Source organism: Acinetobacter sp. MYb10, from assembly GCF_002980175.2.
In the GTDB taxonomy this organism is placed as follows: Bacteria; Pseudomonadota; Gammaproteobacteria; order Pseudomonadales; family Moraxellaceae; genus Acinetobacter; species Acinetobacter guillouiae.
In genome coordinates this window covers 1,208,091-1,229,142 of sequence record NZ_CP058272.1, presented here as the reverse complement: position 1 = coordinate 1,229,142, position 21,052 = coordinate 1,208,091, and the positions used below count along the sequence as shown (strand labels likewise).

Below are 21,052 nucleotides of genomic sequence, written 5' to 3'. Positions count from 1 at the left end.
TTTTAAACATCGTTGTTAAGGCGTTTCACTCAAAGCATCTTGAATGTTGTGCACCATATGGATTAAACGGGGTCCAATTTCACCTTCAAGTTTTTCAGGGTTTAAATGAAAACTTGGTGCACCGCAGTTAAACACATAAAGACCATGTTTGGAGCTGACTAAAGGTACAGCAACAGAGTTTACTTCTTTATGCCATTCACCTAAAGAAAGGCAATATCCGTAATCTTGATAATCTCGGAAAGCTCGTTCTAAAGAACGTTTAATTGCAGGCCAGTTTTCAGCATTTTTTTGTTTAAGCGCATCCAGTAAAAAATTACGCTCACGTTCAGGTGTAGCCGCCAAGCAAGCTCGCCCCATGGAACTGCTGTGAATGGGTAGGGTTGAGCCGATGGGACGGCGCATATTTAAAGCGGTTTCGATCTGAACCACATCGATATAGACCATATTTAAACGGTCACGGGTTGCCATCGCAACCGGTGCTTGCACATATTGGCTCATTTCTTCCATATAGCGATGTGCAATATTACGGATAGAAATATTGGACAAGGCTGCATAGCCTAAAGATAAAACACCGATATCCAAGGTATATTTGGTGGAATTAGGTAGTTGTTTTAAATAGCCTAATGACACTAAGGTATTGGTTATCCGCGCAATGGTTGGTTTTGGTAAACCCGTCATTTTTGCCAGTTCTTGGTTTCCCAAGACTTGATTGTTGGCAGAAAAACAACGTAATAGTTCTAAACCACGTGCTAAAGAAGCGATAAATTGGGGGTTATTTTCCCGATGAATATGTGAAATAGGATCAAGACGTATCTCATCAAAATTTATAGGTTGTTCAGTTTCTGAATTCTGAGACATTCAATACTCAAATATAATAAAGCAACAGTTTGGCTATTATATTTCGCTCTGCAAAATAAATCCATTCATCACTGCGCTGTTGTGATGAATGGATACTCGGTTAGTGATTAAACAGTCAATGCTATGACACGTTTTCAATCACCATAGCTAAGCCTTGTCCTACGCCGATACATAAGCTAACAACAGCATATTTCTTATTGCGGCGGATCAGCTCACGCGAAACTGTCAGTGCAAGACGTGCACCAGAAGCCCCAAGTGGGTGGCCAATGGCAATTGCACCACCATTTGGGTTGACACGCGGATCATTAAAATCAACATCTAAACCTTTTAAGCAAGATAATACTTGTGAAGCAAAAGCTTCATTGATTTCAATGATATCCATATCATCTAAAGTTAGCCCTGCACGTGCAACGGCTTTTTTGATTGCTTCGATTGGGCCAGCACCCATAATACGAGGTTCAATACCTGCTGCTGCTGCTGACAAGATTCTTGCCATTGGCTTTAAGCCATATTTTTGGCCCGCTGCTTCGGAACCGATGAGTAGTGCAGCAGCACCATCGTTAATACCCGATGCATTTCCAGCAGTGACGACACCACCTTCAAATAATGGTTTTAATTTGGTTAAGGCTTCAACCGTTGAGCTTGGGCGAGGATGCTCATCTTCAGAAACCAGCTTTGGCGGTAACTTTTTGCCTTGAAAGACTTCAATTGGGGTAATTTCACCAGTAAAAAAGCCGTCTTGTTTGGCTGTTTGATACTTTGCTTGTGATTGGGCAGCAAATAAATCTGCCTGTTCACGGGTAATGCCAAACTCAACTGCGACATTGTCACCAGTTTCAGGCATTGAGTGACCACCGTATTGCGCAATCAGCTTTTTGTTTGGAAAGCGTGAGCCAATTGTGGTGTCGTAAATTTTGGCATCACGACTATAGGCAGATTCAGCTTTACCCATCACAAATGGGGCACGTGACATGCTTTCTACACCACCTGCAATATACAAGTCGCCTTCGCCACAGGTGATGGCGCGTGCAGAATCAATTACAGCACCCAAACCACTTGCACATAAACGGTTTACAGTTTGGCCAGGAACAGTCACAGGTAAGCCCGCGATTAATAGGGCATTTCTGGCAACGTTACGGCTATCTTCACCACCTTGGTTGGTATCGCCTAAAATAACATCTTCAATCGCTGCGCCCGGAACCCCAGTTTTTTCAAGGAGCTTTTGCAAAACTGCCGCAGCTAAATCATCTGGACGTACTGAAGCAAGCTCACCTGCATGACGACCAATCGGGCTACGTAAACCATCATAAATATAGGCATTTAACATTGAGAAGTTCCTTTTCAAAATCCAGAATTAAAAGTAAGCGGTAAATTTAATGCGACACGACGTTGTAACCATGGGCTAGGGCGATAACGTGGGTCATAGGTCAGTGTTGAGATACGATTGAGAATGAGTAAGATTTTTTGGCTACCGATATGATCACCCCATTCAATAGGGCCAAATGGATAGCCTAAACCTAAACGGACTGCGGCATTGATATCATCGACACTGGCAATATTTTGTTGTGCAATATCACAACCTAAATTAATCACCATGGCTAAAACACGTTGTGCCACGAAGCCAATACTTTCAGCGATCATGCTGACCATAGCACCATCTAAATTAAACATAGAGTGGGCTGCTTGACGATACTCAGTGTTTGTCGCCAGTGACGGCATTAACGTTCTATGTTTGCTTATGCCATATAGCATATCTATGGCAACAGCTTGTTGTGGATTGACTTTTAAACGTGTCGCTGCTTGGGTGGTATCTTCACCGTAGCAAGCGAGTAAACATAAACTCTCAGGTAATGGTTCTAAACCTGTATCTAAGACAATATTTTGCTGGATTAAATAATCTTCCAGTTGTTGTTTATCTTCAGCAAAATCAGCTGCAATCCAAACTTTTGGATAGTCTGTTAAACGCTCAACAAACTGTGCGGGTTTTTCACCTGTTTTTGTGCCTGTTTCATAGTGGTAAAAGCCTTGATTAACTTTACGCCCAAGTTGTTTGGCTTCAAGCATTTGTTTGGTCAATGGATTGGGCTTGTAACGGGCTTCTTCATAGTATTGATGATAAATCGACTCCATTACAGGATGTGATACATCCAGTCCTGTTAAATCCATGAGTTCGAATGGTCCCATTCTAAAACCAACACCATCTCTTAAAATGCGGTCAATTTCACTGATGTCACAGACGTTTTCATTTAAGATTTTTAACGCTTCGGTGCCATAGGCGCGCCCCGCATGATTAATAATAAATCCTGGGGTATCTTTGGCAACAACAGGTCGATGACCAAATGCACGTGATAGCTCATTTAATGCATCTACAATACGTGGATCCGTTTTTAATCCTTGGATCACTTCCACAACTTTCATCAGTGGTACCGGATTAAAAAAATGGAAACCGACTACACGTTGTGGTTTTTTACAGTTTGCTGCAATGGCTGTGATTGAAAGCGATGAAGTATTTGAGGCTAAAATAGTGGTGTCTGAAACGATCTCTTCGAGTTGTTGCATCAACGCTTGTTTGATATCTAAACGCTCAATAATCGCTTCCACAATCAAGTCGCAGGCTTTTAAATCTTCAAGTTGCGCTGCAACGATCAAATGTTTGTTGGCATTTTCCGCCTGTTCAGCGCTGATTTTATTTTTATCGACCAGCTTTTGAAAAGTTGCTGCCAGCTTTTCTTTGGCCTGTAGCGCAGCACCTTCTTTGGTGTCATATAAATAGGTGGTATGACCTGATTGTGCGGCAATTTGAGCAATACCGCTGCCCATAATACCAACACCAATTACAGCCATGCTTTGAATATCATAAGTCATGTCGATCATCCTGATAACTGATCCAGATTAAACGAAAAATTAGAGACGGAAAAAAATAGAAACGAAAGAAACCAGTACAGTCTGGTGGGTTAACTCAGACATTGTTTATCACCATCAATTGGTAAAATTTGTCCAGAAATAGAGCAACCGCTTTCCGAGGCTAAAAATATACACAAATCGGCAATATGCTTTGGATTGACAAAATATTTGAGCGATTGATTTTTAAGTGCATTTTGCGTAACGGCATCCAAAGAAGTTTGAGCGACATCTGCACGCGCTTGTAACACCCGTTGAACACGTTCCCCATCCACTGCACCTGGAAGTATGGCATTGACTCGAATATTGTCTGCACCAAGTTCCATCGACAATGTTTTGGTAAAACCAATTAATCCCCATTTAGAGGTCGCGTAAGCCAAACTATATGGATAGCCCAAACGTCCAGCGATCGATGACATATTGATAATGACACCTGCTTCCGACTGTTTTAAAAAGGGGATAGCGAGTTGGGTGATCGCAAAGGTACTATTTAAATTAAGGTTTAATACTGCACTCCAATCGGCAAAACTCAATTCTGCTGCTGCGATGGTTGGGCCAGAAATCCCTGTATTATTGACCAGAACATCAATATGCCCCAGTTTGCTGATGGCATCACTAAACATAGATTTGATTTCATCATGGTTAGATAAATCACATGCATAAATATGTAGTGCAGGATAGGCCTTTTGGAATTGCGCTAAGCTTTCTGCATTGATATCACAAACGAAAACTTCATCGTGATGCGCTAAGAATGCTTCTGCAATACATCGTCCAATTCCTGAACCGCCTGCACTAATCAATACTTTTCTAGCCATTTCTATTCCATTGTTGTTATCGATTAAACTTATTTGCCTTGATATGATGGTTTACGCTTTTCAATAAATGCTTGAATGCCTTCATTTTTATCTTCGGTCGAAAACAACAATTGAAATGATTTACGCTCCAATGCCAAACCTGCATTTAATGGAACATCTTCGCTCATTAATGCAACTTCTTTGATTTGTTGTAGGGCAATCGGTGGCATTTTTGCTAGACTTTGAGCCATTTGAATGGCAGTTGGGATGGTCTGGTCATCTTCAGTAACTTGGGAAACCAGTCCAATGCTATATGCTTCTTCGGCTTTGACCATTACACCCGTCATGATCATACGCATCGCGTGGAATTTACCCACTGCACGGAAGAGACGTTGGGTTCCACCTGCGCCAGGCATTAAACCGACTTTAATTTCAGGTTGACCAAAAGTTGCGCCTTTACCCGCAATAATAATGTCGCTATGCATGGCAAGTTCACAACCACCACCCAGTGCATAACCATTTACAGCAGCAATCACGGGTTTAGGGCATTGCGCAATTGCATTCCAATAACGTTCTGTATGACGTAGCAACATTTCTGTAGAGGTTGCGCTTGCCATTTCTTTTAAGTCTGCCCCTGCGGCAAAAACTTCTTCACCACCTGTAAGCACAATGGCATGGATCTGGTCATTAAAACTTAATTCGGTAAACACTTGAGCCAGTTGCTTACGTACCTGTGTATTTAAGGCATTTTTAGCCTCTGGACGATTAATCTTCACGATCGCTACTTTCTGAACAGAATAGTCAACTTCAATGAAACTGTTCCCTGTTATTTCACTCATTTTTTGATTCCTTGTTTCGCAGATCAAAACTATGTTTCTTTAATAATGCGTGTTTTGAAATTTATTTCAAGTATTTTTTATTCCTCTCGGCACTTTATCGTCAGCATATTTTTATAAGTGATTGATATTTAATATTGGTAGAGTATAAAATTTCGCTTAATGAAATTAATTTTCAAAAAAGCTTGAAATTTGTGTTTTCAATCTCGTACTATGAAACACATTCGCAGTAAACAAGATTTAAAACAGGGTATCCATTACCCAGCTGGAATAGCTGATGGATGCAATGAAGCTACAAAAGAAGGGAGATCATAGATGATCCGTGATGAAGGAATGTTGCAACAGTTGCTCACAACAATTCGTGACTTTGTAAAAAATGAATTGATTCCACGTGAACATGAGGTTGCCGAGCAGGACAAAATTCCTGAGGATATCGTGCAACAAATGCGTGAGTTAGGTTTGTTTGGGTTAACCATTCCAGAAGAATATGGTGGATTGGGAATTACCATGGAAGAGGAGGTGAATGTTGCATTTGAACTTGGGCAAACTTCACCGGCATTCCGTTCACTGATTGGTACCAACAATGGTATTGGTTCAAGTGCAATTTTGATTGATGGCACACAAGAACAAAAACAAAAATATCTTCCTCGTTATGCCAGTGGTGAAATTATTGGTTCATTTTGCTTAACCGAACCTGAGGCAGGTTCAGATGCCGCCTCTTTAAAAACCAGTGCGGTCAAGGATGGTGATTTCTACGTTTTAAATGGTACCAAACGCTTTATTACCAATGCACCACATGCTGCTACTTTTACCGTGATGGCGCGGACCAATCCTGATATTAAAGGCGCAAGTGGTATTTCTGCATTTTTAGTTGAAGCCAATACGCCCGGGATTAGTTTGGGAAAAATCGATCAAAAGATGGGACAAAAAGGTTCTCATACTTGTGATGTGATTTTTGAAAACTGCCGCGTTCCAGCATCAGCACTGATTGGCGGAATTGAAGGTATTGGTTTTAAAACAGCCATGAAGGTTTTAGATAAAGGTCGTTTACATATTGGTGCATATAGCGTCGGTGTGGCTGAACGGATGTTAAATGACGCACTTCACTATGCCATTGAGCGCAAACAATTTGGTCAGCCGATTGCTAATTTTCAATTGATCCAAGCCATGCTTGCAGACTCAAAAGCTGAGATTTACGCGGCAAAATGTATGGTGCTCGATGCTGCGCGTCGCCGTGATAATGGCGAAAACATTAGTACAGAAGCATCTTGTTCAAAAATGTTTGCCACTGAAATGTGTGGTCGGGTCGCAGATCGTTGCGTACAAATTCACGGTGGTGCTGGTTATATCAGTGAATATGCCATTGAACGTTTTTATCGTGATGTGCGTTTGTTCCGTTTATATGAAGGAACCACGCAAGTTCAACAATTGATTATCGCAAAAAACATGATTAGGGACGCTACAGCCTAATAACAATTAGATGCCATGAGGCAGGGGATGCCTCATATTCCTTCTGAGGATATGGACATGACAACGGAAACAGTTACACAAAATAATAGTGGTAATAATGGGGCTGGAGAGGTGATTCAGACACCCAAAAAGATTTGGATTACGGCCTTTATCTTTGCATTCTTTACTTTGCTTTGTGATGGCGCAGATTTAGGCTTTTTAGCGTTAAGTTTGACCAGTTTAAAGGCCGAGTTTCATTTGAGTGGTGTACAAGCAGGCACATTGGGCAGTTTGACTTTGTTAGGTTCCGCTGTGGGTGGCTTAGTCGGCGGATGGGCCTGTGATCGCTTTGGCCGAGTACGCGTGATCGTATTCTTTATTGCTTTTTCTTCTGTTCTGACCTGTGCATTGGGTTTTACGCATTCATATATGCAATTTGCGATTTTAAGAACAGTCGGTGCAATGGGCTTAGGCGCACTTTATATTGCCTGTAATATTTTAATGTCTGAAATGGTGCCGACCAAACATCGTTCTACAGTGTTGGCAACACTGATGACGGGCTATACCTTGGGGTCTTTACTTGCGACTTTATTGGCAGGTCATATTATTCCTGAACATGGCTGGCGTTTCCTATATTGGCTTGCAATTACCCCGATTATTTTATCAGTACTGATGCATTTTATCGTACCTGAGCCTGAGTCATGGAAAAAAGCACGCCAATTAAAAGTCATTGCAACGCCACAAAATGCACAGCCTGTAAAACGTCAGAATCCGTATTGGGAAATTTTGAAAGATAAGAAACATGGCACCATGTTTGTGCTGTGGATTTTGAGTACTGGTGCTTTGCAATTTGGTTATTACGGGGTGAGTAACTGGCTGCCGGCTTATTTGGAATCTGATCTAGGAATCAAGTTTAAAGAAATGGCGATGTATATGGTCGGCACTTTCTTAATCATGATGTTTGCCAAAATTATTGCTGGAATTATTGCGGATAAATTGGGTCGCCGCGCTGTATTTGCATTCGGCACAATTGGCACAGCTCTATTTATTCCCGTGATTGTTTACCTTAACACGCCTGCCAATATTTTATGGCTCATGCTGTTCTTTGGTTTTCTATACGGCATACCGTATGCAATCAATGCCACGTATATGACTGAAAGTTTTCCAACCTCAATTCGAGGCTCGGCAGTCGGCGGTGCGTATAACATCGGTAAAGTACTTTCAATTTTCTCACCATTAACCATCGGTTATTTATCACAACATGGTTCGATTGGTTTAGGACTGTTGGTGATGGCTGGGGCGTACTTTATATGCGGTGTAATTCCACTGTTATTTATTAAAGACCGACTATTTAACCCGCAAAAGGCAGAGTGACAATTTGACCTGTCACGTCAATTTAAGGATGAAAAGGGACAAGCGAAATGATAAATAAAATCACCAGTGACATTGAACCGATTTTAAAGGCAATTCCTGATGGCGCAACCATCATGACCAGTGGTTTTGGTGTGACAGGTCAGCCTGCGGAACTGATTGAAGCCTTAATCGATTTAGGTAAAAAAGAGCTGACCATTGTCAATAACAATGCTGCCTCTGGTGATCGTGGTTTGACCAAGCTGATCATTGCAGGTTGTGTCAGAAAAATGATCAGTTCATTTCCAAAGTCAGCAGGTTCGACTGTATTTCAAGACTTATATCGTGCAGGAAAGATTGAGTTAGAACTGGTTCCACAGGGCAACTTAGCCTGTCGTATTCAAGCGGCAGGTGCAGGTCTAGGTGCAATATTTACACCGACAGGCTATGGCACAAAAGTCGCAGAAGGCAAAGAAACCAGAACCATTAACGGTCGAAACTATGTACTTGAGTATCCGCTTGAAGCTGACTTTGCGTTGATTTATGCCGATCAAGCCGATCGTTGGGGGAATTTGACCTATCGTAAGGCAGCACGGAACTTTGGCCCGATTATGGCAAAAGCGGCAAAAACAACCATTGTTCAAGTGAATCATACGGTAGATCTAGGAAGCCTTGATCCTGAGTGCATTATCACCCCCGGGATTTTTGTACAGCATGTTGTCAAAGTAGGAGATATCTAATGTCAGTTCAAAAACGTTCTCGTGAAGATATCGCTCAGTTGATTGCTCAGGATATTCCCGAAGGAGCTTATGTCAATTTAGGTATAGGTTTACCCACCAATGTTGCGAAGTATTTACCTCAAGACAAAGAAATCTTTCTACACTCAGAAAATGGGGTTTTGGCCTTTGGCCCGCCACCCAAAGCAGGTGAAGAAGATGAGGACTTGGTCAATGCTGGAAAGGAGTTAGTGACTTTATTGGATGGTGGTTGCTTTATGCATCATGGAGATTCCTTTGACATTATGCGTGGTGGGCATTTGGATATCTGTGTGATTGGTGCTTTTCAGGTCGCAGTGAATGGCGATTTAGCCAATTGGCATACTGGCAAAGCTGATGATATTCCCGCTGTAGGTGGTGCAATGGATTTAGCGGTGGGAGCCAAGTCAATTTATGTCTATATGGAGCATGTCACCAAAAAGGGCGAAGCTAAAATTGTCGATGCATTGAGTTATCCCATTACAGGGGAACAGTGTGTAGATCGTATTTATACCGATTTATGCATTATTGAATTAAAAGATCACAAAGCCTATGTCACTGAAATGGTTTCGGGACTGAGTTTTGATGAATTACAGGCAGTAACGGGCTGCCCGTTGATAGATGCACGAGACGCTTAGTTTATAAGCGTAGGAAAAAAAGCTTCTTTAAGGATTAAAAGATGAAAAAATTAATTTTAGCCACAGCTTGCGCTGTGGCTTCAGGGACTATTTTTGCAAATTCACCAGTGACAGCAGAACAACGGATTAATTTGTTAGAGACAGAGCTGCAAAAACTCAAAGCAGAACTCGAAGCTCAAAAGCTGTCACAAAATAATTTGCAGGTCAAACAAGCAAAAATTGAAGAAAATGTAGAAAAAAATAAATCACTTGAAACCGCGAAGCCAATAGCACCTTCGTGGGTGACTTGGACCGACAATGTTAAAGTCTATGGAATTGCTCGACTTGATGCTGCAGTTGATTTTAAGTCCTCACCAGATTCGGGAGGAAGAACCACCAATAGCTTAAACCGTACTCCGTTTGAAAGTGACAAGCGTTCCGATCATGCCCGCTCAGATGCCATGATCAATGCCAGTCGAATCGGGGTGTATTTCAACAGTCCAGATAAGGCTGTAACAGGAAATATTGAAGCCGATTTCTTTGACAGTGCCAATATGGGTACAGGCGATGGTAAATTCCGTATTCGTCATGCTTTCTTTACTTATAAAGATTGGACTTTCGGTCAAACATGGTCTTTGATGTCCAATATGGAAACACGTACAGAGTCCGTCGATTATACTCAGTTTATGGGAACCTCTTATACCCGTACACCTCAAGTGCGCTATGACTGGAAGATAAATGGCAAGAGTGATTTAAAAGTCGCATTGGAATACACTGGATCTCGGGTTTCAGCATTCCCGACATTGACAGGTCGATATACGGTAAAAGAAGGTGCCTTAACGGCTTTGGCTCAAGGTTTTGTCAATGAAAAATCAGTAGATGTTGCGAAAGATACCGTTAAAAAAGTCAGTTGGGGCGCGGGTGCTGGTTTAAAATACCAACTAAGCCCAGCGCAATCTGTACAGGCGAATTATCAATATATCGTGGGTGATCAAAAATTCATGCCATATACCACACAAACTGGCCTGACAAATGCAACCAGTTTAAATGCGGCAGGTGATTTTTCTTTAAATGCGCAAAAAACAGATTTAGAGATGAATAAACTCAATAGCTTAAATATTGGCTATTCATATAAATTTAATCCGCAATGGCGTGCAAATTTATCTGCATCGATTTTTGATTTTGATGATGATTCAGCCTATGCAAAACTCAATCCTGACGCAAATAAGCGTTTAACGGATTATGCTGCCAATCTGTTTTATTCACCTGCTGAGCAAATTGATATTGGTATGGAATATCATCAAGGTAAGCGTGAAGTGTTTGATGGAAGAACAGCAGATGTTTCTCGCATTAACTTTGTGTCGATGTACAAATTCTAAAATAAGGTGAGCTGCGCAATGGAAAAAATAGTTCAACCTGACACAACGCATATCTTGTCAAAAAGCTTTATTTTCATCATGGCAATGGCATGTGGAATTTGTGCAGGTTCGAACTATTATAACCAGCCTTTGATTTATTCTATTGCAGAAGCCTTACAGGTCAATGCAGAGCAAGTCGCTTTAACAATTGTGATCGGCCAACTCTCTTATGCCGTTGGTCTGTTTATCTTGGTGCCGCTCGGTGATTTTTTTGAAAAGCGTAGCTATATTTGTTTGTTGATGTGCTGCACAGGTTTCGCCCAGATCGGACTTTCTTTAAGTCAAAGTTTGTCCGTATTGTATGGTTTTACCTTTTTAGCCACCTTCTTTTCGATTACGACACAAGTCTTGGTGCCATTTGCTGCTGGTTTGGCGAGCCCTCAAAAAAGCCCGCAAATTGTCGGAACACTGATGAGTGGCTTGTTTTTAGGCATTCTCTTGGCCAGATCAATCGCAGGCTTACTTTCGACCGTTTGGTCATGGCATGCGGTGTATTTACTCAGTGGTATTGTGATTTTAGCTTTTGCAGTAGTGATGTGGCTTAAATTACCCGTTGCTCGAAAATCTCATCAATTAACAGTGCTGCAAATTTATCGTTCATTGTTTACATTGGCCGTTGATCAGCCACATTTAATCCGCCGCGGTCTGGCAGGTGGGATCGGCTTCGGTATATTGGCGTTGATCTTTACCACCATGACTTTTATTCTTGCCAATGCGCCTTATCATTTTAATGATTTCCAAATTGGCTTATTTGGCATAGTTGGTTTGGCGGGTGTGTTTGCAACCCCTTGGGCGGGAAAACAAATTGCCAAAGGATTGGAAAATAAAGTTGCACTGATTTGTATGTGGTTATTGGTACTGGCATGGATTCCACTGTTTTTTGCCCAACAGTCTTTGCTGGCTTATGCAGGAGGTGTGATTTTGGCTTATTTTGGTTTATCGGCCTTTCATGTACTTAACCAAAATCTGGTCTATCGAATTTCAGCACAAGCACGTTCTCGAATTAATTCTATTTATATGACATTGTATTTTGGTGGTGCTGCGTTGGGTTCTTTGGTTGCGGTCTACACGTGGAAACATTGGGGATGGAGTGTCTGTGTGGCTGTGGGTTTAGCCATGGCAATTCTAAGTTTTATAATTGACCGAATAGATTTTTATGTCATGAAGAAAACAGTGATAAAAGAATAGGGGCTGTTGACAATTCGTCTACGTTTGCGACTACGTGTGTTTTTTAGGCGATACTAGGCGCGAAATACGAAATTTAGTCATTCTAAATAATGAGAAACATCGTTTCGCAAGGTAACACGTAGCGGCAAAAAACACACTAGTCCTCCGCTGCGCCTTGCGCTGCAAACAAAGCAGTGCTTTGTTCTTGCTCAGGGTTGTGGCTAAAATTATCTCAGCCTTCGTTATGAAACTCGAAAATAGTCTCGCTATTCTCTTCGTTTCCTGCCTTGCCTGCTCAATTTTAGCCTACAACGCAAGCCATTTATGAAATGTCAACAGACCCTAAGCCGCACAAGGGCTTAGTCTTTTTATTATTTTCGTATGATCATCAGTGTTGCCGTCGCAAAAGCATAAATTTTGCCATTTTCATCCACAATTTTACCTTCTGTGGTAATGATATTACGTCCAGCATTAATCAGTTCAGCTTGTGCGTAGTAGGTGGTATCGATCTGCATTGGGCGAATCATTTTCACATTGAGATCAATCGTGCCATAACCCACGCCATATTCCAGTAAGGTATGTGCTGCACTTCCCGTTGCAGTATCTAAAGCAGTCGCACAAAAACCGCCATGGATTGTTCCTTGTATATTTCGATGCGCTTGACTTGGCGTAACCTTATACGTCGCTTTGCCTTTAGAAACTTCGATTAACTGCATAGGAATGGTTTGCGCCATGGGCGACGCTGAAATTTCACCATTTTTTAAAGCAGTTAAGAATTCAAGACCTGTGTATTGAGGGTTATCCATAAATCATCCTTGGAGTGTTAAGCGATCTAATTACCATACTATAAAATTTAATTTTACGAAATAATATTTTGCTATACAAAATTATTTTTTAATCAAATATTATACTTGAATTTTTATTTATTTAAATATTATTGTTAAAATACAGCTTGTTGTGTCGGTTTGTCATATTTTTGATGGTATTTTTGAATAAATTTATCTAATTAAAATGAAAATAAATTTTGCAATAAGAAATTTATTTGATATTTTTAAGCAATCGTAAAATAAAATTGTCATCCAAGGGAAATCATCTCTATCTGCATCATCGGCAGAAGAACTAAAAGGGAAACACTATGCCTTTATACAAAGCACCACTGCGTGATATGCAATTTGTATTGCATGAAATGCTGCAAACAGAAGAAAACTACCAAAAACTACCCAAATATCAGGAAACGGTCAGTCGTGAATTGATCAATCAATATTTAGATGCCGCAGCAGACTTTTGTGAAAATGAGCTTGCACCCATCAATCAAAATGGTGATCAGGAAGGTTGTCATTTAAATCAGGGTGTTGTTACAACCCCAGCGGGATTTAAACAGGCTTATCATAAATATACTGAATTGGGTTTTACCTCACTGACGGCGGATCCTGAATATGGCGGTCAAGGTCTACCCACATTATTGCGTATTGCAATCTCAGAAATGCTGTGTGGTTCTAACTGGGCTTGGGCAATGTATCCAGGCTTATCGCATGGTGCAATGCGCACCATTGAACATCATGGCACAGCAGAACAGAAGCAACAATTTTTAAGCAAACTGATTAGTGGCGTGTGGACAGGGACAATGTGTCTAACTGAGTCACATGCCGGTTCAGATTTAGGTTTGATCCGCACCAAGGCCGAACCAAACCCAGATGGAAGTTATGCAATAACTGGCGAAAAAATCTTCATTTCTGCTGGTGAACATGATCTGTCAGAAAATATTATTCATATTGTTTTAGCCCGATTACCACAAGCACCAGCGGGGACCAAAGGGATTTCACTGTTTATCGTGCCTAAATTTAACCTCGATGATGCAGGTGATTGCCAAGATCGCAATAAGGTTATCTGTAGTGCGATTGAACACAAGATGGGGATTCATGGCAATGCAACCTGTGTTTTAAATTTTGATGGGGCCAAAGGCTATTTAATTGGTCCTGAAAACCGTGGGTTAAATTGTATGTTTACCTTTATGAACACAGCACGTATTGGAACAGCTGTACAAGGGTTGGCGGCTTCGGAGATTTCATTTCAAGGTGCATTGAGTTATGCCAAAGAACGTTTGGCGATGCGTGCTTTATCAGGCGCAAAATATCCAGATAAAAATGCTGATCCGATTATTGTGCATCCAGCTGTGCGTTCGATGTTAATGACGCAAAAAGCCTTTTCTGAAGGTGGTCGCGTATTGGCGTATTTTCTGGCTCAGCATGTTGATATTGTTGAAACATCCAATGATCCTGAACAACAGAAAATCTCAGATGAATTGTTGGCATTTTTAACCCCGATTGCCAAAGCTTTTTTAACTGAATCAGGCAATGAAGCTGCAAAACACGGCGTACAAATTTTTGGTGGGCATGGATTTATTGTTGAACATGGCATGGAGCAAATTGTTCGTGATGCCCGTATCTCAACCTTGTATGAGGGAACCACAGAGATTCAGTCTTTAGATTTGCTGGCACGTAAGGTGCTCAAGTCGGATGGCAAACTATTAAAAAATATGACTGATTTAATAGAACAGTTTATTACAGCCAATCAATCAAATACCGTATTGGCAGCTTATCTGGAAAAACTGACGGAACTCAAGCAACAGTGGTTATCAATCACAGACAGTGTTGCCAAAAAAGCACAGCAAAACCCAGAAGAAATTGGCGCTGTTTCAGTTGATTATCTGTATTTCTCTAGCTATGTCGTGTTTGCTTATCTTTGGGCACGTATGGCGCAAGTAGCAGATGAAAAGTTAAGCCAAGCAACGCAGGACGAAAAATTTTATCAGGCTAAATTAACCACAGCGAAATTTTTCTTTCAAAAATTATTACACCGTACCCAAAGTCATGCGGCTGCTATTGCATCAGGTGCTGAAGCGGTAATGGAATTAGAACAAGATGACTTTGCTTTTTAAGCAGGGTCAGGCTGTTTTTTATTTAAATGAGTAAAAATAAATGGATTTTCAACATATTTTGATTCGGCAGGAAAATCGGGTGGGCTATTTAACCTTAAACCGTCCCGAGGTGCTCAATAGTTTTAATGAGCAAATGCATCGTGAAATTGCTGCAATTTTAGACCTGTGGGCGGTTTCTACTGAGATTAAAGCCATTGTAATCTCTGGTTCAGGCAAGGGCTTCTGTGCGGGTCAGGATTTAAGAGCCAGAAACAAAGAGGTGATAAGCGCAGCTGATTATGATGCAGGTGCTGCCTTAGAAAAATTTTATAATCCGTTAGTCGTTAAAATTTCCAATATGGCTAAACCTGTTGTGGCTGCGGTCAATGGCGTAGCGGCTGGTGCTGGTGCGAATTTGGCTTTGGCTTGCGATATTGTTGTGGCCAAACAATCTGCTGCTTTTATACAGTCTTTTTGCAAAGTCGGTTTAATCCCAGATGCAGGTGGGACGTGGAATTTGCCACATCTGGTGGGGCTTGCCCGAGCCAAAGGTTTGACCATGTTCGGGGATAAGTTATCTGCCCAGAAAGCCTTGAGTTGGGGGCTTATTTGGGAGGTCTATGAAGATGATGCTTTTGATCAGGGCGTGATTGAATTGGCGGAACGTTTGGCAGAGCAACCAAGCAGTTCGATTTCGCTAATTAAAAAGGCATTAAATACTGCCTCGCAAAATACTTTGGCTGAACAGTTACAGTTGGAACGAGAGTTACAGCGTATTGCTGGACAATCAGACAATTATAAAGAGGGCATTGCGGCTTTTATCGAAAAAAGGAAAGCTAATTTTAATTGATCAAATCTATGCCTAATCATGTTTAACCAGTAAAAGTTAACTCAAAAAGCACTCTCTTTGGAGAGTGCTTTATAATAAGTAATAAGAGGGTCTGTTTACAATTCGTCTATGCTTGCGACTACGTGTGTTTTTTAGGCGATTTTAGGCGCGAAATACGAAATTTAGTCATTCTAAATGATGAGAAACATTGTTTCGCAAGGTAACACGAAGCGACAAAAAACACGCTAGTCCCCCCGCTGCGCCTTGCGCTGCAAACAAAGTAGTGCTTTGTTCTTGCTCAGGGTTGTAGTTAAAATTATCTCAGCCTGCGTTATGAAACTTGAAAATAGTCTCGCTATTCTCTTCATTTCATGCCTTGCCTGCTCAATTTTAACCTACAACGCAAGCTATTTATGAAATGTCAACAGACCCTAGTTTTGATCGTTGTTTACATGATGGTTTTTAACCTTAGTAAGCTAAATAGAGCTTTTATTTTTTATATATGAAGTAAGTTGCGAGAAGAGAAGGAATACCAAAATTTAGTAAAAATATTAAGAATTCTTCTTTAACCGCATATCCTGCTTGTATGCCCATATACATATTCCAGCTCATTGCTACAAACCAAATCAAGATGAACAGAATAAAAAATAATGTTGGACTAAAGCGACCACGTAATATTCGACTTATAAAAAGAATTGCAAGGAGTAGCATTATACCGATGAGAATCGTATAGAAAGTTCGCATATTGGGTCACCATTTGAATTAGAGATTATTTATATTTTCATTCATCATATCGAAGTTGCTTTACCACATTTGTTTTAACTTTATTTTATTGTTGAGCATAATACTTCCCTTATTTGGGCGACTTAATGATTAAAGTAGCGAATAAGACAAGGATAAATGTTTTTAGTAGAACAATAATGATATGAAACTTGGCATGTCTATTCGAATTTTCGAACAATCTAAAAGCTAATGGGCATTTTTGATATAGTTCAAAAATGAGCAACAAGGTTCAGTCTAAAATTGTTGCTTGGGGTGCTTTGATCTGTTGATTCAATTTAGGAGCGGGAAGGTCAATGATCCTGATTCCCTTGGCTAAGTTTTTGAAGACTAAATTCTCCAGATGAGAATTCTGGAGAATCAAAGGAGATCACTTTTGTAAAATCCCATTTAAGGCAAATCTAACTCTTTACGCATCTTTAAAGATCGCAGTAATGCCTGATCACGAAGTAATTGAAGATTCTTATCGCCTAGCTTTTTAACAAACTGCTGAGTTTCTTCATTCAGCATCTCAATTTTTTCTTCAGATAAAGTATAAGGGTGCATATCAGCCCACCATTCAGACATTGGTTCACCTAAATGATGCATAGCGGCTTTAAATCCATGTTGATTGGCCAACTGCATATTTAAATAAGGACCAAATATTGCCCAACGTAATCCAGGTCCATTGGTGATCGCAATATCAATATCTTCTGCGCTACATACACCTTCAGAAACCAGATAAAACGCTTCTCTCCAAATTGCAGACTGTAAACGATTGGCGACATGGCCTTTGACTTCTTTTTGAATTAAAATCGGTTTTTTCCCCAATAATCTATAAAATTCAAAAGCATCATGGATATAGTTGGCTTGGGTTTTTTCTCCACCAATAATTTCAACCAAAGGTAATAAATGTGGTGGATTAAAAGGATGGCCCAGTACAATTCTTTCAGGATAAAGGCAATCATGTTGAATATCTGAGATTTTTAAGCCAGATGAACTTGAGGCGATAATGCTATCTTTGGGGCAATTTTGAGTAAGCTGTGCATATAAGTCTTTTTTTAGATCAATCCGCTCAGGACCATTTTCTTGAATAAAATCGGCATCTTTTACCGCATCTGCTAGATTTTGATAAAAAGTGAGATTTTTTAAAGTGTCTGAAACATAATGATCAGAAGAAGTGGTTTGCTCTTCAGCCAATTCAAACAAATCAAGTAAATAGGTCTGAACTCTATTTTTTAAATTTAATTCTGCATCAACAGCAGGATCAAAAGCACTCACCTGAAATCCTTTACTTAAATAGAATGCTGCCCAACTTGCACCAATAACACCAGTACCGATAATGGCAACTTTATTTATGGGTTTCATATATTCATTTTCCTTGAATAACCTGAGAACGTTGGATTGTCTCGTTATGACACATGACAAAGTGAGCCTTTCACTTTGATAAAAACTAAAGATAGAAACACTAAAAACAGTAGGGGAGAATTTCCCCTACAAATGAATATGTATTACATCTGGTTAGATGATTTACATAGAGATAAATTCATGATCATTACAATCATCAACTGTATTATTGAGCGGTATAACCACCATCCATAACCACTGCCTGACCCGTCACGCCCGCTGCTTTTTCACTCGCCAAGAAAACGGCATAATCTGCAATTTCTTCAACATTGAGTAAGCGCTTTTGTGGCACCATGGCTAAAATGACATCTTCAAGTGCACTTGTTTCGCTGACATTACGGGTTTTGGCTAAATCTTTAATTTGACCACGTACCAAAGGTGTGTCGACATAACCTGGGCATAATGCATTGACCGTGATTCCATCACGAGCAGATTCTAACGCTGCAACTTTAGTTAAACCAATCACCCCATGTTTGGCACTGTTATAACCCGCTTTTCCAGCAAAGCCGATTAAACCATTGATCGAAGCCATATTGATAATACGACCATAGTTTTGTGCCTTCATGATTGGAAATGCATGTTTGATTCCAATAAAAGAACCCACCAGCATGACATTTAGTAGTTTTTGATAAATGGCAGTTGGAAACTCTTCGATGGCAGCAACATGTTGAAAACCAGCATTATTGATCAAAATATCCAAACGACCAAAGGTGCTATGTGCTAGACCAATAGCAGCAGCATAAGCATCTTCATCTGAAACATCACAAGGTGCAGATAAGGCTTCAAATCCATCAGTTTTTAAGGCTAAAACTGCTTCATTACATTTGTCCGCATTCATATCCGAAATCACTACTTTTGCACCTTCAAGGGCAAATTTTTTGGCAATTTCAAGACCAATACCACTTGCTGAACCTGTGATAAATGCAACTTTATCTTTGAGAAGTTGACTCATTATTGACTCCCTGTGTTCATTTTGAAGATAAACTTAGACGATACCAAACCATGTAAATGCGGCAATTGCGACAAATACTGCAACTGTTTTAATGATGGTAATGGCAAAAATGTCTTTATAAGATTGTTTATGTGTAAGCCCAGTGACTGCAAGTAGGGTAATTACGGCACCGTTATGCGGTAAGGTATCCATACCGCCAGATGCCATTGCAACAATACGATGCATGACTTCAGCAGGAATGCCCATTGCAGCAATAGCTGTATTGTATTGGTCAGCCATGGCACTGAGGGCAATACTCATACCGCCAGATGCTGAACCTGTAATCCCTGCCAAAACGGTTGTGGTGACTGCACCATTGACTAGTGGATTGGTAAATGTATGACCTAAAGCATGGCTGATTACGGCAAAACCCGGTAAAGCGGCAATGATTGCACCAAAACCATACTCAGATGCAGTGTTCATCACAGCGAGTAGAGAACCACCTATACTTGCATTTACACCTTCTTTAAAGCTGGTTGAAACACGACGATAATCGAACATAATCGCAGTGACAATCCCAACGATTAAAGCCAAACCAACTGCCCAAATCGCTGACGTTTTTGCGACATCGACAGTGTAGTTTGCCAGTCCGAGTGCATTAAAATCAAAGCCATTTGGATACCATGTTTTAATTGCTGTAGATAAATATTTATTCATCACTGCAACTAAAATTAAGGGAACAAATGCCATGAATTGACGTAGACCAGAACCATTATCTTGTTGCTGAGATTGATTTTCGAATTGTTGAAGTTCGGCTTCTGTTAAAGTAATACCAGATGCAAAGCCATCTCCATTGCGAGCAGCAACACGACGACGCCATTCCAGATAAGTTAAACCAACACCTAAAACAAAGATTGCACCGATAATCCCTAAAAATGGCGCTGCATAAATATTGGTTCCAAAAAATGTAGTTGGAATAACGTTTTGAATCTGAGGCGTACCCGGTAAGGCATCCATGGTAAAGGAGAAAGCACCCAGTGCAATCGTGCCAGGAATCAAACGTTTAGGGATATTTGCTTGTCTAAATAATTGGTTTGCAAAAGGATAGACTGCAAAAACCACGACAAATAAACTGACGCCGCTATAGGTTAAAATTGCCCCTAGCAGAACAACGGTAAGCATTGCATTTTTAGAGCCAATTAATTTAACAATCGTTTTGGCAATGGATTCAGCAATACCAGACATTTCAACAACTTTACCAAAAATCGCACCCAGCAAAAACACCAAGAAATAATCTTTAATAAAGCCCACCATTTTTGGCATAAACACACCAGAATAAAATGGTAAAACGTTGGCAGGGTTAATCAGCAAGACGGCCAATAAGGCACAAATCGGTGCCATGAGAATTACAGAAAATCCTCTGTAGGCTGTGTACATCAACAAGCCAAGAGAAAGTAAAATTATACCCAGTTCCCACATATTTTTACTCCGTCCTTAAAGAATATATGTCAAAACCCACCTTGTTTTTATTTCAAATCACGACAAGGCTATCTCAATCATAAAAATGCATTAGTGAGTGAAACCAATAAAAATGGATATCTAGAGAAATTAATATTGATCAATAAATTTAGCTTTTATAAATCGTCCAGACTTATAAATTGGAATATCCATTTCCAAATGATGGATAAAACTATAATCCAAATTATTCGAGGCATTGTTTGAAAATATTTATGAGTCAATATGGAAAACTAATGAATAGAAACAAGTTTCATGAGGTTTTTGCGCAATAGGTCATAGATAAGCAAAAGAAAAAAGCCAAAGTGGAGGTATAGATGAATGAGTATATATTGAGCATTTTAATTTTTATTTATAGCAGTGATTTTATTGACAAGTATGTTGCTTGAAATACGTCGTATATCGATTTTGCCCTGATTTAAATGCATAAACATATTTTTACAGATCATACAAATTAAAAACTTTCATTAAGACATCAATCTGAGCAAAAGTGAGATCAGCTAGCATGGATTGATATCTTATTCTATAAGCAAATCGATAGCTCAAATG

Annotated in this window: 17 protein-coding genes; 8 read left to right on the top strand and 9 right to left on the bottom strand. The window is 40.2% G+C overall.

The window, feature by feature from the left end:
- Positions 1-15 precede the first annotated feature (15 nt).
- From CQZ96_RS05810 to CQZ96_RS05790, 5 genes are all read right to left on the bottom strand, one after another.
- Positions 16-858 carry an IclR family transcriptional regulator gene (locus CQZ96_RS05810; RefSeq protein ID WP_004721464.1) on the bottom strand — a complete coding sequence of 281 codons (843 nt, stop codon included), beginning with the start codon at positions 856-858 and terminating at the stop codon, positions 16-18.
- 121 nt (positions 859-979) lie between these two features.
- Entirely contained in the window at positions 980-2,185 is a 1,206-nt protein-coding gene (locus tag CQZ96_RS05805) for a 3-oxoadipyl-CoA thiolase (RefSeq protein WP_105712999.1), read from the bottom strand.
- A 14-nt stretch (positions 2,186-2,199) separates the two neighbouring features.
- Entirely contained in the window at positions 2,200-3,723 is a 1,524-nt protein-coding gene (locus CQZ96_RS05800) for a 3-hydroxyacyl-CoA dehydrogenase (protein WP_105712998.1), read from the bottom strand.
- An 89-nt stretch (positions 3,724-3,812) separates the two neighbouring features.
- On the bottom strand, positions 3,813-4,574 hold the full coding sequence (locus CQZ96_RS05795; protein ID WP_105712997.1) for an SDR family oxidoreductase: 762 nt from the start codon (positions 4,572-4,574) through the stop codon (positions 3,813-3,815).
- Positions 4,575-4,603: 29 nt separating this feature from the next.
- Positions 4,604-5,392, bottom strand: coding sequence for an enoyl-CoA hydratase (locus CQZ96_RS05790; protein WP_105712996.1), 789 nt, complete (start codon positions 5,390-5,392; stop codon positions 4,604-4,606).
- 312 nt (positions 5,393-5,704) lie between these two features.
- On the opposite strand from CQZ96_RS05790, the gene CQZ96_RS05785 reads away from it, so the two are divergent.
- The 6 genes from CQZ96_RS05785 to CQZ96_RS05760 are packed head-to-tail and all read left to right on the top strand — an operon-like array spanning position 5,705 to position 12,166.
- Positions 5,705-6,859 carry an acyl-CoA dehydrogenase family protein gene (locus CQZ96_RS05785; RefSeq protein ID WP_105712995.1) on the top strand — a complete coding sequence of 385 codons (1,155 nt, stop codon included), beginning with the start codon at positions 5,705-5,707 and terminating at the stop codon, positions 6,857-6,859.
- Positions 6,860-6,916: 57 nt separating this feature from the next.
- Complete coding sequence (locus tag CQZ96_RS05780; protein WP_016539715.1) at positions 6,917-8,212, top strand: MFS transporter; 1,296 nt, start codon at positions 6,917-6,919, stop codon at positions 8,210-8,212.
- Between the two features lie 47 nt (positions 8,213-8,259).
- Positions 8,260-8,928 (top strand): 3-oxoacid CoA-transferase subunit A, encoded by a 669-nt coding sequence (locus CQZ96_RS05775; protein WP_004721455.1) that lies wholly within the window; start codon positions 8,260-8,262, stop codon positions 8,926-8,928.
- Positions 8,928-9,581, top strand: a complete 654-nt coding sequence (locus CQZ96_RS05770; RefSeq protein WP_105712994.1) for a 3-oxoacid CoA-transferase subunit B — start codon at positions 8,928-8,930, stop codon at positions 9,579-9,581. The genes CQZ96_RS05775 and CQZ96_RS05770 overlap by 1 nt, the downstream gene beginning before the upstream one ends.
- Positions 9,582-9,622: 41 nt before the next feature.
- A complete protein-coding gene (gene dcaP, locus CQZ96_RS05765; protein WP_105712993.1) occupies positions 9,623-10,939 on the top strand; it encodes an outer membrane trimeric porin-like protein DcaP in 1,317 nt (438 codons plus the stop codon).
- 18 nt (positions 10,940-10,957) lie between these two features.
- A complete protein-coding gene (locus CQZ96_RS05760) occupies positions 10,958-12,166 on the top strand; it encodes an MFS transporter (protein ID WP_105712992.1) in 1,209 nt (402 codons plus the stop codon).
- Positions 12,167-12,516: 350 nt separating this feature from the next.
- Here the strand turns inward: CQZ96_RS05760 and CQZ96_RS05755 are convergent, their stop codons facing one another.
- Positions 12,517-12,951 carry a PaaI family thioesterase gene (locus tag CQZ96_RS05755; RefSeq protein ID WP_105712991.1) on the bottom strand — a complete coding sequence of 145 codons (435 nt, stop codon included), beginning with the start codon at positions 12,949-12,951 and terminating at the stop codon, positions 12,517-12,519.
- Positions 12,952-13,280: 329 nt separating this feature from the next.
- Between CQZ96_RS05755 and CQZ96_RS05750 the strand changes: the two genes are divergently transcribed.
- Together CQZ96_RS05750 and paaG are read left to right on the top strand one after the other, a co-directional pair.
- Positions 13,281-15,083, top strand: a complete 1,803-nt coding sequence (locus CQZ96_RS05750) for an acyl-CoA dehydrogenase C-terminal domain-containing protein (RefSeq protein WP_105712990.1) — start codon at positions 13,281-13,283, stop codon at positions 15,081-15,083.
- A 40-nt stretch (positions 15,084-15,123) separates the two neighbouring features.
- On the top strand, positions 15,124-15,912 hold the full coding sequence (gene paaG, locus CQZ96_RS05745; RefSeq protein WP_105712989.1) for a 2-(1,2-epoxy-1,2-dihydrophenyl)acetyl-CoA isomerase PaaG: 789 nt from the start codon (positions 15,124-15,126) through the stop codon (positions 15,910-15,912).
- A 1,149-nt stretch (positions 15,913-17,061) separates the two neighbouring features.
- On the opposite strand, the gene CQZ96_RS05740 is transcribed toward paaG, so the two are convergent.
- The 3 genes from CQZ96_RS05740 to CQZ96_RS05730 form a co-directional block, all read right to left on the bottom strand.
- Entirely contained in the window at positions 17,062-18,018 is a 957-nt protein-coding gene (locus CQZ96_RS05740; RefSeq protein WP_105712987.1) for a 3-hydroxyacyl-CoA dehydrogenase NAD-binding domain-containing protein, read from the bottom strand.
- 205 nt (positions 18,019-18,223) lie between these two features.
- Entirely contained in the window at positions 18,224-19,009 is a 786-nt protein-coding gene (locus tag CQZ96_RS05735; RefSeq protein WP_096733811.1) for a 3-hydroxybutyrate dehydrogenase, read from the bottom strand.
- A gap of 33 nt (positions 19,010-19,042) precedes the next feature.
- Entirely contained in the window at positions 19,043-20,467 is a 1,425-nt protein-coding gene (locus tag CQZ96_RS05730) for a GntP family permease (protein WP_004820560.1), read from the bottom strand.
- Positions 20,468-21,052: the final 585 nt, after the last annotated feature.